This window comes from Gordonia sp. N1V (genome assembly GCF_029269935.1).
GTDB classification, from domain to species: Bacteria; Actinomycetota; Actinomycetes; order Mycobacteriales; family Mycobacteriaceae; genus Gordonia; species Gordonia polyisoprenivorans.
Genome location: NZ_JARJDD010000035.1, coordinates 24,773 through 39,295, shown reverse-complemented (window position 1 = coordinate 39,295; position 14,523 = coordinate 24,773). Strand labels below are relative to the sequence as shown.

Annotated in this window: 13 protein-coding genes; 7 read left to right on the top strand and 6 right to left on the bottom strand. The window is 65.3% G+C overall.

All coding sequences use genetic code 11. The features are described 5' to 3' along the window. Nucleotides 1–365: 365 nt before the first annotated feature. On the bottom strand, nt 366–803 hold the full coding sequence (locus tag P3L18_RS26890) for a helix-turn-helix domain-containing protein (protein ID WP_276115839.1): 438 nt from the start codon (nt 801–803) through the stop codon (nt 366–368). A 67-nt stretch (nt 804–870) separates the two neighbouring features. After that, nucleotides 871–1,527 carry a hypothetical protein gene (locus tag P3L18_RS26885; RefSeq protein WP_014359671.1) on the bottom strand — a complete coding sequence of 219 codons (657 nt, stop codon included), beginning with the start codon at nt 1,525–1,527 and terminating at the stop codon, nt 871–873. A gap of 285 nt (nt 1,528–1,812) precedes the next feature. On the opposite strand from P3L18_RS26885, the gene P3L18_RS26880 reads away from it, so the two are divergent. From P3L18_RS26880 to P3L18_RS26865, 4 genes are all read left to right on the top strand, one after another. Continuing rightward, on the top strand, nt 1,813–2,718 hold the full coding sequence (locus P3L18_RS26880) for a LysR substrate-binding domain-containing protein (RefSeq protein WP_020171613.1): 906 nt from the start codon (nt 1,813–1,815) through the stop codon (nt 2,716–2,718). Between the two features lie 194 nt (nt 2,719–2,912). Continuing rightward, nucleotides 2,913–3,695: an SDR family NAD(P)-dependent oxidoreductase gene (locus P3L18_RS26875; RefSeq protein WP_079929385.1), complete on the top strand. Its 783-nt coding sequence runs from the start codon at nt 2,913–2,915 to the stop codon at nt 3,693–3,695. 476 nt (nt 3,696–4,171) lie between these two features. Further along, the gene (locus P3L18_RS26870; protein WP_276115838.1) at nt 4,172–4,423 is read left to right on the top strand and encodes a hypothetical protein; all 252 of its coding nucleotides are present in this window, start codon (nt 4,172–4,174) and stop codon (nt 4,421–4,423) included. A gap of 51 nt (nt 4,424–4,474) precedes the next feature. After that, complete coding sequence (locus P3L18_RS26865; protein WP_079929386.1) at nt 4,475–5,026, top strand: NUDIX hydrolase; 552 nt, start codon at nt 4,475–4,477, stop codon at nt 5,024–5,026. Nucleotides 5,027–5,042: 16 nt separating this feature from the next. On the opposite strand, the gene P3L18_RS26860 is transcribed toward P3L18_RS26865, so the two are convergent. After that, on the bottom strand, nt 5,043–6,761 hold the full coding sequence (locus P3L18_RS26860; protein ID WP_276115837.1) for a hypothetical protein: 1,719 nt from the start codon (nt 6,759–6,761) through the stop codon (nt 5,043–5,045). A 238-nt stretch (nt 6,762–6,999) separates the two neighbouring features. Between P3L18_RS26860 and P3L18_RS26855 the strand changes: the two genes are divergently transcribed. The 3 genes from P3L18_RS26855 (at nt 7,000) to P3L18_RS26845 (ending at nt 10,007) form a co-directional block, all read left to right on the top strand. Next, nucleotides 7,000–7,212 (top strand): hypothetical protein, encoded by a 213-nt coding sequence (locus tag P3L18_RS26855; RefSeq protein ID WP_006371538.1) that lies wholly within the window; start codon nt 7,000–7,002, stop codon nt 7,210–7,212. Continuing rightward, nucleotides 7,212–8,720 (top strand): methyltransferase, encoded by a 1,509-nt coding sequence (locus P3L18_RS26850; protein ID WP_276115836.1) that lies wholly within the window; start codon nt 7,212–7,214, stop codon nt 8,718–8,720. The genes P3L18_RS26855 and P3L18_RS26850 overlap by 1 nt, the downstream gene beginning before the upstream one ends. Nucleotides 8,721–8,858: 138 nt before the next feature. Continuing rightward, nucleotides 8,859–10,007, top strand: coding sequence for a phosphatase PAP2 family protein (locus P3L18_RS26845; protein ID WP_276115835.1), 1,149 nt, complete (start codon nt 8,859–8,861; stop codon nt 10,005–10,007). Nucleotides 10,008–10,043: 36 nt separating this feature from the next. Here P3L18_RS26845 and P3L18_RS26840 read toward each other — a convergent pair whose 3' ends face one another. From P3L18_RS26840 to P3L18_RS26830, 3 genes are all read right to left on the bottom strand, one after another. Then, nucleotides 10,044–11,240, bottom strand: a complete 1,197-nt coding sequence (locus P3L18_RS26840; RefSeq protein ID WP_020171606.1) for an aminotransferase class I/II-fold pyridoxal phosphate-dependent enzyme — start codon at nt 11,238–11,240, stop codon at nt 10,044–10,046. Nucleotides 11,241–11,279: 39 nt separating this feature from the next. Further along, nucleotides 11,280–12,527: an OpgC domain-containing protein gene (opgC, locus tag P3L18_RS26835; RefSeq protein ID WP_276115834.1), complete on the bottom strand. Its 1,248-nt coding sequence runs from the start codon at nt 12,525–12,527 to the stop codon at nt 11,280–11,282. A 173-nt stretch (nt 12,528–12,700) separates the two neighbouring features. Further along, entirely contained in the window at nt 12,701–14,485 is a 1,785-nt protein-coding gene (locus P3L18_RS26830) for a long-chain fatty acid--CoA ligase (RefSeq protein ID WP_276115832.1), read from the bottom strand. Nucleotides 14,486–14,523: the final 38 nt, after the last annotated feature.

Here is a 14,523-nt window from a genome sequence, read left to right as displayed (position 1 = left end):
CAACTGCGCGTACTGGGCACCGAAGTCGACGACGAGCACCGGGCGCGGGCCGTCGGACTTTCCATCGCTTACTGATTCTGTTGTTTTGTAGATACTCATTTGAAATCCGTGTAACCCCCTTCTTGGTCGATGTATAAACCGGACTATCCTGCTAAAGAATGGCGTGAATGTCTGTAGGCTACATTATCTACCTGTCGTAAGGATTAATCAATAATCGCAGATTCGGGCCAATCTACTCACGAAACGACGCGCGATCTATTGCAATTCATCGTATCTGCAGTCGGCCACTGAAAAGTATGCTCGCGCAGTTCTCTACCTGCGAAGCTTCATGGGCAGTGAGACGGCTCTCGACGACCTCACGAATCTCACAGACGACACTCTTCGCGCGGCGTGATGGTTCGCCCCTCGCGGTAAAGCCGGATCGCCTTCGCCACTGTGCTGCGTGTCCAGCCGACCCGTGCGGCGATCTGTCGGCATGAGTGCCCTGCATCGGCAAGTTGCCCGATCTGCTGAATATCGTCGTCGGTGAGTACGCGTGGTGAGGTGTCGACACCGACCTTGCGCAGGTTCCGCCGCACCGTCGTCTGGTCAGCGCCGACCTGCCTGGCTACCTCCTCGACGTTGTGGCACTGGTACCAAATGCCAACCATCTCCTCGACTTGTTCGGCGGTCTTTTGCTTGGCGGCCGGGCGCAACAGTTCCGTCCTCGGAGGTCGGCCACCCTTCTCAGCCTGCGCAATGATTCGCGCAAGCCTCTGACCTGCGGTGATATGATTCAAGTAGGAGTGCAGGATCCGCACCATATGTCATGAGTCGCGACATCGTTGACGCACGATGTCGCGACTCATTGCGTTTCAGCGTTTGCGTGGGTCAGAGGGCGCCGTACTTGTCGATGATCGGTTCAAGCAGTTCGGCCGCGCGCACCCCGGTGATCACCTCGTCGTTTTGGACCTTGGTGACCACCTTGGATTCGGCGTCCTCGTAGACGTGTTCGCCGATGAGCAGACCCTCCTCGGTGTAGGGCCACACGAATGCCAGCGTGCGACGCACGAGGTAGTAGGCATCGGCGTCGTACTGGGATTCCGGCGCAGTATCGCTACCGACCGCCGCGAAGACGTTGTCGCCGAGGAGCGCTCCGGGAACGAACTGATTGAACTGGGCTTCGCCGCTGAAGCCCCAATCGTTCACCGCCATTTTCTGCTTCCCCGTCCACATGACCAGCATGTCCATCTCCGCGAGCTGCTGATAGAACGTGCGTACCGCGTCCATGCCGTCGAGGATCACGCCCTGCCCGCCCTCGAACAGCCGATAGTGCGGGTGACGGACGGTCATCGAGGGCGCCAGTAGATCCTCGTAGCGGCCGGACACCTCGAGGAGTCCGTGGCGTCGGTAATTGATCAGGATCTTGCGGTGCAGCGGGTTGTCGAGGCTCTCGATGAGTTCATCGACGTCGTCCATCATGTGGACGAACTCTTCTTCGTACGGGGTCTGAGCCGTGATGTTGCTGCTTGCCTGAATTGCGGTCATTCGATTCTCCTCATTCTGATTCCGTGCGTCACGCGGCCGGCAACGCGCGCATTTCGAAACGCTTCGACGACGTGGCGTCGGCGTGTTGGGCGACGTGGCCCGCGAGCGGTTGTGCGGGCTGAACGGGCTGAGCACCCCGCCACAAACGCTGATCTGAGTGAAGCGCCCGGCGCAGCCCGAAGCCATGTCCAGTTCGACGAGTTTGTTCATCGATCGCTTAACGGTCCAGGTCACACCGCTGCTCCGGAAGTGAGGCGAGTCACAATTCGTTTAGACTGACTGATCGTGGACCTCAATTTGCGTCTGGTTCGGCGCCTCATCGCCGTCGTCGACGAAGGACATTTCGGACGGGCGGCCGATCGGAGCTTCATCAGCACACCCGCGCTGAGCCAGCAGATCCGAAAACTCGAACAGTCCCTCGGAGTCGATCTGGTCGATCGCACCTCCCACCCCGTGGTCCCGACAGAAGCGGGTCGCGCCTTTCTGACCGACGCCCGACTGGCCCTGAACGCCGCGGACCGAGCCGTCGCCTCGGCGGAGGCCTTTCGGCGGCGGGCCGCAAGCTCGGCACGTCTGGGATTCATGACCGCGAGCACCGGTATCCACCTGCGCGAGGTCCTCGACGAACTACAGCGGACGATGCCCTCGGCGACGGTGCAGTTGCTGGAGCTCCCTTGGCCCCGACAGATATCGGCGGTTCGCGAGCGCCAGGTCGACGCTGCACTGGTACGACCGCCGGTCACCGACACGAGTGGCTTGCGCTTTGACGTGGTGGTGCAGGAAGGGCGGGTTGCTGCGCTGCCCACCGGCCACCCGCTCGCGGCTCGAACGTCGATCGGCATAGGCGAACTCGACGATGAGCTGCATGTCGCCGACGATGAGGCGGATCCCGCATGGGTCCGCTGGTGGGCATGCGATCCCCGTCCCGGTGGGAAGCCCGTGCGGTACGGGCCATCGGTCCAGACGATGGACGAGCTGCTGGAGGTGGTTGCCGCCAGGCAAGCGATGGCGATCACCGGACAGTTCGTCGCCGATGCGTACCGCAATCCCGGGGTGGCCTTCGTACCGATCGAAGACATCGATCCATGTCCATTGTCGCTGTGCACGCGCGCCGATGATTTCTCGCCGCTCGTGAACGCACTTCGGCGCGCGGTTGCGTCGGTTCGTACCGGACGCAACGAAACTCGCTGACGTGGAAGGGCCGGTTCCTCGGTGGACCGGTCGGTGCGACCTCGGTCGTTACTCATCTGCTTAACGCCGAATGGGTAATGCGACATGGACATTCCGCGCTTCCGATCAGAAGGTGGTGATCGTCACACGACGCTGTGTGATTCACCCAAAGGAGTTCATTCGATGACGAACCATCTGTGTAGGGAGCGACGCGCATGACCACCACTCGCGTAGCCATTGTCACCGGCGCCGCCCGCGGCCTCGGAGCTGAGATCGCACTGCGCCTGTCCGCCGATTACGACGCGCTCGTTCTCGCCGACCTCTCGGCGGAACACCCTGAGCGGGAGTCAGATCCACGCTGGCAGGAGGTCGACGCCGATGTGGTGCCGATCGCCTGTGACGTTCGCGATGCGGCCGCGGTGTCGGCGATGTTCGATACGGCCGCAGAGGCCGGGACCCTGTGCGGCCTGGTGAACACAGCGGGCACCGGACTGTTCACACCGCTGGTCGAGATCGATCAACAATTGTGGGACAACACGTTTGCCGTCAATGCGCGCGGAACCTTCCTCACCTGCCAGGAGTTGGTGAAACGGGCCGACGGGCCCGCCGCGATCGTCAATATCGCCTCCATCGGCGCCCGGCTCGGCAATGAGATGCTCACGCACTACGGGGCGTCGAAGGCCGCTGTCATCGAACTCGGCCACAGTGTCGCGCGGTCGGGAGCGCTGCGCGAAATACGTTGCAACACGGTGCTCCCCGGCCTGATTCTCACCGATATGTGGCGACAGACCATTGCGTGGCTGCGCGGTCGCGACAGTTCTCTGGAGGGAGTATCTGACGACGACGTGTTCGCCGGTTTCGTTCAGCAGATGGTGCCCATGGGTCGGCCCCAATCTGCTGGTGACATCGCCGAGATGGTGGCCTTCCTGCTCAGCGACAAGGCACGCAACGTCACCGGGCAGTCGATCGCCGTCGACGGTGGGGCGGTCATGAGCTGATGGCTCATGATGTCCTGGGCTGACGGAGCTCACCTACCAGGAACGAGGTGAGTCGGCAGTCTCACTGCCGTCGATGCCGCGACCGGCGAGACCGCTTCTGACCCAGTGACATTCCCGGGGCGCCGTGTCGGTCGGCGAGCGGTGAGGCGCCGACCGATACGGCGACTACGGGGGAGTGAACTTGCCGACGCTGAGCTGCGGTAACGTGATTCAACAAGAGTGCAGAACGCGCTCCGGCGGGAATGCATCGCCTTTCACGACGAGAAGAACTCGCGCCAAGGAGGATTCTGTTGGCTCTGAGGTATCCGCTTCCGCAGACGAATGATGCGTTGCTGGTGCGCACCTACTGCGATCCGGCGACCGATCAAGCGTGGGGGGCCCTTGTCTGGGAAGCGAGTGCTCCGGTGGACTTTGAGCACGAAGAGGGTCGATTTCGTGCGAACTTTCAGTACATCGATGACCGCGCATATGACGGTGTGACTGTCGACGACATTGTCGACTCGGCGCCGGAACCCCCGCCGTTCTTCGTCTTCGTTGCTGACGAGGCGACTCTCAGCTCGCCCGATCACGCCGTGCTTGTCGTTGATCTGCTGCACCAACCGGGTCGAACGGTGCGGGTGCGACCGCGTGACCTGTGGTCTGTCGAGAACAACCTCTCCTTGGGAAACATGGGTTTCGACGACTTCGCGAGGGCTGCCGTCGACGGTGTGTTCCCCGGTTTCGGGTGAGCACTGGATTCGACACCTGCCGACCGCCAGCCGATCGAGCACAATCGAGCCATGCGCGCCGATAACCCCTGGACCCTGCTCGGGTCTACGATCACCTACGAGAATCCGTGGATGCGTGTCCGTGAGGATCGGGTGATCACACCTCTGGGCACCGAGGGCATCTATGGCGTGGTGGAGTCCAACGATTCGGTCATGATCGCGGCACTCGACGATGCCGACAGGCTCTACCTCGTGCGGACATTCTCCTATCCGTCACAGCAGTGGCACTGGGAACTGCCCGGGGGTGGCGGTGACGGTCAGGAGGCACTGACAGCCGCGGCGCGAGAGCTCCACGAAGAGACCGGGATTCGTGCCTCGGCGTGGGAAGTACTCGGCCGGACACGCGTCTGCAACGGGCTCATGACCGAACGGATGGCCACCTGCCTGGCCCGTGACCTCACCTTCGACGGAGAGCGGGAGGTCTCCGACGAGCAGTTCGACACCGCTGAGTTCTTCACAATGGCCGAAGTCGACGAGATGGTGGCCACAGGTGGGATCGACGACGGCCAGAGCATCACGGCAATTCACCTGGTGCAGAAGTGGATCGACCACGCTCGCCGATGAGCGCGGTCGACCGGTTCTAGTTGATGCCCGGGATCCGGATCGGAAGGCCCGGGATGACCGGCGCCGGCGTCGACGTCGGCGAGGACGCGCCGCGCCGTGGCGCGCTCGACGGTGCGGAACTCGACGGTCGGCCCGGCCGGGCGACGGTCGGCGTGGTCGTACTCGCCGACGGCAAGACCGCATTGTCGCGATTGACCTGTGCGCCGCGGCCGGTCCCGGTGGTGTCGTCCTCATTCAGGCACATCGATCGGATCACGTTGTGGTAGTTGACGAGCCCGTAGGTCAGAGGTAGCGCCGCCACGGCGCCGATGGCCCGCGTGGGGGAGAGGAAGCCGACGGTCGGGCTTCCCAGGATCTGACCTTCGGCCAAGCCGCCGACCGTGGTGAACAGGTAGAGCGACAGATAGTACGAGTAGTAGGCGGCGGTGAGCGACTTGGTGACGGTCAGGTCGGCGACGCTCACGGTCTCGAACGGATTGTCTCCCTGATCGAGGTTGTGCTTGAGGCCGATCGTGATGTCGAGCGGGGCGCCGCCGACGTAGGGGATCAGACTGCCGACGAGCGAGGCGAAGGACTCGAGTTGTGTGAAGTCGGCTGGATCGGCGGGAATCAGGTTGTGCGGCACCTGGGTTGCCCGCATCTTCGCCAGAATCGCGTTGGTCTCGCTCGCGATCTTCTGCTTCTGTGCGTCGGTGGTGACCAGTTGTTGCGCATACTCACCGGTGCGGGTGACGATGCGGCTGAGCGGCAGCGTGCCAATCTGCCGGCAGTTGTCATTGTCGGCGAGCGCGAGCTGTCCTGCGGCGGCGCGCACCGCGGCGGGGATGTCGATGTGGTAGGTGTCGTCGTCGCTGGGGCGCCCGGACTGCTCTCGCTGATCTTCGGTGACCCGGGCGACGCACTGGTTCATCACCATGTTGGAGATCCCCTGATACAGGTACTGCGACCCCAGGACGCCGCCCTGTACGGCGAGTTGCAGGATGGTGTTGTATGTGAAATACCCCTGGTAGCTGTCGAGAGCCGTGCCGGTCAACGGACTACCCAAGAACGGGGTGAGCTGAACGGCGAGTTTCACCGGCGCGACGACGGTGACGAACAGATACAGCCACACCGTCTCCACCGCCTGGGTCAGGGTGATGTTGCCGAGCGGAATCGCCTCGTTCTCCTGGCCATCGCGAATCTTCAACAGCTGCGTGACAATCCACTGCGACACCGGGCCGCGATAGGTCATCGACGGATCGGCGGAGTCGGCGCCGAGTGCCATCGGGTTGTCGGATATCGCCAGCGTAGAGACGTTCAGGCGCTTCATGTCCCGATGCGCGGCATCGCGTGCGGCGTAGGCGTTCTGGCGCAGTTGCGGGGGCAGCGAAGGCAACAGAGATTCAAACAGCGAGTCATACACCACCGACAAACTGGTGAACTCACCACTGACGCAGACCGTCGCCTTGCCCTGGTTCTCCTGCAGAGGCGCGAGCAACGAGCGCGGGCTCTGCGCGATACGGTCGATCCGCTCCTGATAGGTCTCGGGCTCAGGAGCCTTCGGGGACTTCGGGGCCGCCTTCTCCGCGACCGGTGCGGGAGCAGGGACCAACGCCGGATTGATCACCGCCGCAGTGCCGTTGGAAGTGAACGCGCTTGCCGAGAACGCCGTGAGCGTCGCCACCGCCGACACCCGTACGGCCCACGTGCGAGCACGTCGCGAGCGTCGATTCCCCACCGCACCAACAGTCTTCACGCGCACTCCTCCGACCCCAGAACAGACATCCGGCCTCGGTTCTCCGGCATCGGCCACGGGCCTCGAGGAGAAGTCCTCGTGCGGGAAACCGAATGTAAAGTTAGCATAACCTTTGCATTACGAGCGGATCGTGACCGCAATCACGACCGGGGCGGGGCTGCGTCGAGGACGGGCCTGGTCAACGAGTAGGTCGTCAACCAAGGTTGACCCGCGGCGAGCTCCGGTGAATGATGATGCCATGCGCACAAGCCTCGGACCAGATGAATCGGGTGACCCCGACAACCCGGTGACCGCCTTGACCGCCGTCGCCCGGCGTCGTGCCGAGATCGCCCGTGACGAGGAGGTCGCCGTCCGACGAGCCCGCGCGGCCGGCCTTTCCTGGGCCGAAATCGGTGTGTTGCTTGGCGTTTCCAAACAGGCCATGCACAAGAAGTATCGGAGCGTCGGTTGATGACGACGCTGCCTCTGCAGTCGCGCCCGGTGGTGCTCGCCCTCGGAGCCGACCTACGCGCCGCCGGCTACACCGCGGACGGGGTGGCGGCGGCGCTCGGCGACGACGCCAACGATGCCTTGGGGCGCGGGGTCTGGTGGCCCGCATTGCGCGCAGCGCGTCCCGGCGGTGCCCGGGAGTCGCTGTCGACATTGATCAGGCTGTTCCTGCTCGGCTCCGACGAGGACGAGCCGACGCTGGCGGCGGCCTTCCCGAGCACCGGCGTGCAGGCGCTGATCGCCGAAGGCGTCGTCGAACAGCGCCCCGACGGCCGATACCGCGCGATCCTCGATATCCGACCCCACGCCGACGATGCCAACGACTTTCTCGTGATCTCCGATCAGGACGCGGCGATGCGCAGCGGACCCGTGGCCCACGACCACGTGCTCGGCATCGGTGGAGCGTCGATCTCGTTGGCGCGCGCGGTGATCCGCGACCGCGTCGATACGGCCCTGGATCTCGGCACGGGGTGTGGCATCCAAGCATTGCATCTCGACGCCCACTGCGGGTCCATCGTGGCCACCGACACCAATCCACGAGCTCTGGCCCTGGCTGCGGCCACCGCGACGCTCAACGACATGACCTGGGATCTGCGGGCGGGCAGTCTGTTCGAGCCGGTCGCCGGGGAACGGTTCGACCTGATCGTGTCCAACCCGCCGTTCGTGGTCGGGGCCGGCGCACAGGACTACATCTACCGTGACTCCGGACGGGCCGGCGACGCCCTGTGCGCCGAGCTGATTGCCGGGTTGCCGGACCACCTGACCGACGGTGGTACCGCCCAGTTGCTCGCCAACTGGATGGTGCGCGACGGCGCCGACTGGCGACAACGCGTCGGCGGCTGGTTGGCCGGCACCGGACTCGACGCCTGGGTGGTGCAACGAGAGCTCGCCGATCCGATCAGCTACATCTCGCTGTGGCTCTCCGATGCCGGCGAGGATCCCGACCAGGTCGCCCGACGCGGCTCCGACTGGTTCGATTGGTTCGCCGAGGAGAAGATCACCGGAATCGGCATGGGTGTCATCACCGTTCGCAAGCGCGCCGGCTCGCGATCAACCGATGGCGAGCACATCCTTGAAGAGATCACCGCTGCGGGGGAGGAGGTGACCGGTCCCGAGGCCAAAGCCTTCCTGGACCGGCGCGCCTACCTGCGTGCCCACGACGACGACCACCTGCTGACGGCTCGGTTGGCCTGTGCGCCGGTGTTCTGCGAGACACAATCCTTACCCGGCGACGACGGTTGGCAGGAGATCGGGTCGGCGGTGCGGCGCCCCGGCGGACCGGGCGCTGTCCTCGGCGTCGACGAGGTATCGCGAGCGCTGCTTGCCGGATGTCGCGGAGCGGTCGAACTGGGCACCCTGATCGATTTGCTTGCCGCGCACCACGGTGTCGACGCCGACGCATTGGCACAGGCAGCACTTGCCGTGGTCCGCGAGGCGATCGGCCGCGGAATCCTCTTCGAGGTTCGGTGAATGTCCGATCCCGCACGACTCTTCACCGACTGTTCACCTGGTGTGAAACCGGTCGATGCCGTGTGATCCGGTGACCTCCGTGAGGTGAGACACCGAGATGTGTGGTGCCGGCGTTGCCGGCCGGACCCGGAGGAGACCATGAGGCGTCGGACAGTGAACTCGATGGTGGCAGCGATCCTGGCTGCCGCAGCATTGGTGCTCCCCACCGCGGTGGCGCAATCGCCGGCCACTGCCGCCCCGGCATGCGCGTTCGCGCCGACGCAGGTGCCCGCATCCGCAGGTTTCGCTGCAGGGCAAACCGATCAGGCATTCGCGACCCCCGCGCCGCGCGATCACATCGCCATCCTGGACGGCTTCTCGTCGATCTCCCCGCTGGTGCGTCAACAGAACCTCGCCGAGGCGGTCGCCATCAACAACACCGCGAGCCCGGCGACCGCCCGCGCCTCGGTGAACGACAACTATGCGATCGAGGGCCCGGCGATCTTCGACGCACTGGGTTCCCGTCTGGCTCCGGCGTTCTACGCGGCGCTGCGTGCCGGACAGTTGCCGAAGACCGCCGCGCTGCTACTCGGCGACGAGTCGCCGGCCGGCGAGCGGACCGGAACCAGCAAGGAGAAGAAGTACTTCCAGTACCCGCGGCCGTTCGAGGTTGCGCCGCAACTGATCCGCCACTACGGCGACGGCCGCCCCGATCTGTACGCGGCGGTGCGCGGTAGCGGCTCCTACCCGTCGGGTCACACCACCTGGGGCTACACCCAGGCCTTCCTGATCGCGGCGATGTTGCCCGAGGAGGGCCCGCAGATTCTCGCGCGCGGCGCCGACTACGGGTACCACCGCGTTGTGCTCGGGGTGCACTATCCGCTCGACGTCATCGGTGGTCGGATGCTCGCGCAGGCCGTGACCTCCGAGATGCTCGGTGACCCGCGGTTCGCCGGGTTGTTCGCGCAGGCGCGTACCGAGCTGCGGGCGGTACTGCAAGCACGCGTGGGCGCCCCGATCGGGGCGATCGTCGCCTGCCAGCAGGCCGCCCAGCCCACCGCGACGGCGCTGACGACCTACCGGCAGCGTGCGACCTTCTCCTTCCTGCCGTCCGGGGCGGCCCAGGCGGAGAACGTCCCCGCAGGAGCCGAAAACCTCATCCGCGCCGCACATCCCGGACTCAGCACGGCCCAGCTGCGCGACATCCTGGCCCGGACCGCGTTGCCCGCCGGCTACCCCCTGGACAAGAGCGGGCTGTCCGGCGGATGGCAGCGGCTCGACATCGCACGCGCATGGGTGACCCGCTGAGAGTGCCCTCGAGCGCGTGCCGTCGCGGCCGGATGGTCAGCCGAAGGTGGTGTCGAGGGCGCGGGTGAGATCGTCGACGAGATCGTCCGCGTCCTCCAGCCCGACCGAGAACCGCAAGTGCCCAAAGGTGCGAAAGGGCTTGGGATAGGCAGCGACCCGTGGTCCGTCGGTGCCGACGTGCACGATGAGCGACTCGTCGTGACCCAGCGAGACCGCCGAGGTGATCACTCGCAGGTGCGACACGAACCGATTCTGGGTCGCCGGATCACCGTCAACGGCGAAGGCCATCATTGCGCCGAACCCGCGCCCGCCGAATTGCCGTGCGGCGAGGTCGTGTTGTGGATGGGTGGCCAGCCCCGGATAGGCCACGTACGCGATTCGCGGATCGCCGGCGAGGAGTTCGGCGAGTCGCTGCGCGGTCGTCTGATGCTGACGCAGCCGCAGCGGCAGGGTGATGGACCCGCGGTCGATCAGCCACGCGTTGAACGGTGAGATGACCCCGCCGACGTCGACCATCGCCTCGGACTTGATCCGTGCGATGAGATGCTGCGCGCCGATCACCGCGCCACCCATGGCATCTCCGTGTCCGTTGATGTACTTGGTGAGCGAGTGCACGACGAGATCGGCGCCGTCGGTCAACGGCCGATACAGCGGCGGGGGAGTGAAGGTCGAGTCGACCATCAACAGCGCATCGGCGCGGTGCGCGATCTCGGCGAGTGCGCCGATGTCGGCGACCTTGGTGGTCGGGTTCGCGATGGCCTCGGTGACGAGCATCCGGGTGGTGGGCCGGACAGCTGCGACGACGGCGTCGAGATCGGTGACGTCGACGAAGCTTGCCTCGATGCCATACTTGCGCGGCATCAGTTCGGTCCACAGTTTGAACGTCGCCTCATAGGTCGTGTCGGAGACCACCACGTGGTCGCCGGTGGCGAGGAACGTGAAGAACACCGCGTGCAGGGCAGCGACGCCGGAGGCGAGTGCGACGGAGTCGTCGCCGTGGTCGAGTAGTGCCAGTTTTCGCTGCAGCGCAGCCTGATTGGCGCCGGTGTTGCGGGTGTAGAAGAGTTGATCGGTGCCCGACCAGTCGGCGGTCTCCGGATTCGGTGGCAGGTGATACGAGTTGGCCATGGTGATCGGGGTACGGATCGAGGGCCCGCTCGTGTCATTGCCCGCGTGCACACACGCCGTCATGTCGCCGCTCGCGCGCAGTAAGTCGTCGGTGTGCTCATCCATGTCGGTTCCACTCCGCTCGGCCGTCGGTCAGATCGTGTCTCATGCTGCCCGGTCGTCGGCGGATACCTCTCGCCGGCCCGTCCACCCGCGCGGAGAGGGCGCAACGTCGGCGACGGGTGCCGACGCAAGGGCGGGCGATGAGCTCTCGGTGGTCGGGCATGCCGGCCCCGCAGCGTCCGCTCGTGCCATGGTGAGCCGGGCGAGGACGGGAGCGCCGAGAATGACGGGCAAACGGTGCAGCTTGTCGATCCCGAGCGCGAGCCGGACCTCGGCCCACGCCCAGCACGTCCCGAACACGCCGATCGCGAAGGCGGTCATGAGCAGGGGTGACCACGGTCGATCGACGACGAGGATCGGTACCGCGACGAGTGCCAGCGCCTGGATCACATACGAGTCGAGGCTGCGGGTCCCCGACATCAGCAGTGGCCGCAACCATTCTCGTGACCACAACGACAAGAAGATCCGGCACAACCCGTAGACCGCCGGCACGAGCACCCAGGCGCCGACGGCTCGTGCCGGTCCGAACTCGAGTTTGTCGCCCAGGAAGGACTCGGCCGTGTGCCACGGACCGGCGGTCACCAGATAATGCGTGCACACTGCGATACCCGCTGCCACCAACACCACAGCCGGGAGGTGTCGCTCGATCCGCTCGGCGAGATCCCAACGACGCCACTGCCATCCGACGATGAGAGCAGGAACGAACATGATCTGCCAGCCCGCCCAGTTCTGGATGCGGGCGCCCGACGGTTGTGCAACCAGATAGAACCAGTCGGGTGCGGCGAATTGCGAAACCGCGTACAGCGCCACGGACGCGGCGAGGACCGGCCGCCACCACCCGCGCACCAGAAGCGGAAAGACGGCGAACGCCGAGCCCATCAACACCATGTAGAGCAACAAGATGTTGCCGCCGCTGGGCAGATAGCTCATCGTCACCGCCATCACCAGGCCCTGACCCCACCCGTCGACCGGACGGAGCCAGGTCAGGTGCCCGAACCCGGCCATCCCGGCCACGACCGCAGCCAGCGACAGCGTGAGCTGGCAGACGTAAAGTGCGGCAAGCCGTTTGGCCAGGCGCGTATAGGTGAATCGCAGACCGCGGGTCTCGATCCACCGATGGTGCACCAACCCCAGGACGAACCCCGAGAGCAGGACGAACACGCTCATCCCGTCGACGTACGGGAACACGTGGGTGGGCATGGCGATTTTCGCGCCGTCGGCGAAATGGGCGGTGATCATGCTCCAGATCGCCAGGCCGCGTGTCACGTCGATCGCGAGGTCCCGGTTCATCGGTCCCGACAGTAGGACCGGGTCGCCTCCTCCCCGAGTGCGACGCGCGATCGAGTCCCAATCGTCACATTTGCCACATTGGAAACTTTGGTGACAGGTCGGTCATCGGTGCGACGCAACGACGAGGGGCCTCCCGGACATCGCCCGGGAGACCCCTCGTCGGAGCTCGGTGCTCAGGCGTACAGGTCGGCGATCGCCTGCTTGTAGGTGTCGCTGATGACGTTGCGCTTGAGTTTCATCGTCGGAGTGAGTTCTCCCGATTCGATGGTGAAGTCGGTGTCGAGAATCTCGAACTTCTTGATCGCCTCGGCCTTGGACACCTTCGAGTTGGCCTCGTCGACGGCCTCGGCGATCTCGGCGCGCAATTCGGCGTTTCTGGCCAGGTCGGCCAGCGAGGTGTCGGCCGGCAGATTGTGACGCTCGAGCCAGCCCGGAGTCGCCTCGGGGTCGATCGTGATGAGCGCGCCGATGAATGGCTTGTTGTCGCCGACCACGAGGCACTGGCTCACCATCGGGTGCGCACGGATGGCGTCCTCGAGCTGCGCCGGCGACACGTTCTTACCGCCTGCGGTGACGATCAGTTCCTTCTTCCGGCCGGTGATGTAGAGATAGCCGTCCTCGAGGCGGCCGATGTCGCCGGTGTGGAACCAGTCATCGTGGATCGCCTCGGCGGTGGCCTCCGGGTTGTGCCAATAGCCGGTGAACACCACCGGTCCCTTCAGCAGCACCTCGCCATCCTCGGCGATGGCCACCGACACCCCCGGGACTGGGCGACCGACCGATCCCACACGCTGGTGGTCCTCGTTGTTCGCGGTGACCGCCGCGGTCGTCTCGGACAGGCCGTATCCCTCGTAGACGGGGATGCCGACACCCCGGAAGAAGTGGCCGAGGCGGGCTCCGAGCGGGGCGCCGCCGGAGATGGCCCCCTCGCAATTGCCGCCGAGTGCGGCGCGCAGCTTGTTGTAGACCAGCGCATCAAAGATCTTGTGCTTGATCGTCAACACCAGTCCGGCCGAGCCTTTTTCGGTGGCCTTGCTGTACTCGATGGCGGTGTCGGCGGCCTTGTCGAAGATCGAGCCCTTGCCGCCGTCATAGGCCTTCTGCTTGGCGGAGTTGTAGACCTTCTCGAACACGCGCGGAACCGAGAGCACGTAGTTCGGCTTGAAGACCGCGAGATCGTCGATGAGGTTCGGGATGTCGTTGGTGTGGCCGAGGATCACGCCGTTCTCGACGCAGCCGACCGCGACGACACGGGCGAAGACGTGGGCCAGCGGGAGGAAGAGCAGGGTCGACTTGCCCTCGGCGAGGCCGGCGCCGACCGCATCCCGCGTCGCCGCGCACTCGGCGAGGAAGTTGGCGTGGGTCAGCACGACGCCCTTCGGCCGGCCGGTGGTGCCCGAGGTGTAGATGAGGGTCGCCGCGTCGGAGGACAGTTGATTGGCGTGCCGCTCGTCGAGTTGCTCGTCGCCGATCTGCTCGCCGCGCTTGGTCAGTTCGTTCACCGCGCCGCGCTCGATCACCAGGGTCTCGCGCAGCGGATCGCCGGCCTCGACGACCTCGGCATGCTTGGTGAACTGCGCCTCGGACTCCACGATCAGAAGGGACGTTCCCGAGTTCTCGACGATGTACTTGACCTGATCGGTCGCCGAGGTCTCGTAGATGGCGACGGTCACCGCCCCAGCGCGCCAGATCGCGTAATCGAGAACCGTCCACTCGTAGCGGGTGGAGGACAGGATCGCGACCCGGTCGCCGGGCGCGACCCCCGAAGCGATCAGGCCCTTGGCGACGGCGTCGACCTCGTCGGCGAAGTGCTTGGCGGTCACGGTGATCCACGTGCCGCTACTGCGCCGCTTGAACAACGGCATCGTCGGGCGCTCGGCGCGATACCGCAGGATCGCGTCGACGGTGGTCGCCTTGTCGTCGACGGAGAGATCGGACGGTGTCGTGTACTCCTGCATGCTGCTCCTGATGAAGAACCCGACATAGCGGACAACCC

What these genes read in the sequence shown, in the direction of transcription:
- opgC (WP_276115834.1), bottom strand. Translation starts at nt 12,527, where the DNA reads ATGAACCGGGACCTCGCGATCGACGTGACACGCGGCCTGGCGATCTGG.
- P3L18_RS26865 (WP_079929386.1), top strand. Translation starts at nt 4,475, where the DNA reads ATGCGCGCCGATAACCCCTGGACCCTGCTCGGGTCTACGATCACCTAC.
- P3L18_RS26845 (WP_276115835.1), top strand. Translation starts at nt 8,859, where the DNA reads ATGAGGCGTCGGACAGTGAACTCGATGGTGGCAGCGATCCTGGCTGCC.
- P3L18_RS26840 (WP_020171606.1), bottom strand. Translation starts at nt 11,240, where the DNA reads ATGGATGAGCACACCGACGACTTACTGCGCGCGAGCGGCGACATGACG.
- P3L18_RS26885 (WP_014359671.1), bottom strand. Translation starts at nt 1,527, where the DNA reads ATGACCGCAATTCAGGCAAGCAGCAACATCACGGCTCAGACCCCGTAC.
- P3L18_RS26875 (WP_079929385.1), top strand. Translation starts at nt 2,913, where the DNA reads ATGACCACCACTCGCGTAGCCATTGTCACCGGCGCCGCCCGCGGCCTC.
- P3L18_RS26890 (WP_276115839.1), bottom strand. Translation starts at nt 803, where the DNA reads ATGGTGCGGATCCTGCACTCCTACTTGAATCATATCACCGCAGGTCAG.
- P3L18_RS26850 (WP_276115836.1), top strand. Translation starts at nt 7,212, where the DNA reads ATGACGACGCTGCCTCTGCAGTCGCGCCCGGTGGTGCTCGCCCTCGGA.
- P3L18_RS26855 (WP_006371538.1), top strand. Translation starts at nt 7,000, where the DNA reads ATGCGCACAAGCCTCGGACCAGATGAATCGGGTGACCCCGACAACCCG.
- P3L18_RS26830 (WP_276115832.1), bottom strand. Translation starts at nt 14,485, where the DNA reads ATGCAGGAGTACACGACACCGTCCGATCTCTCCGTCGACGACAAGGCG.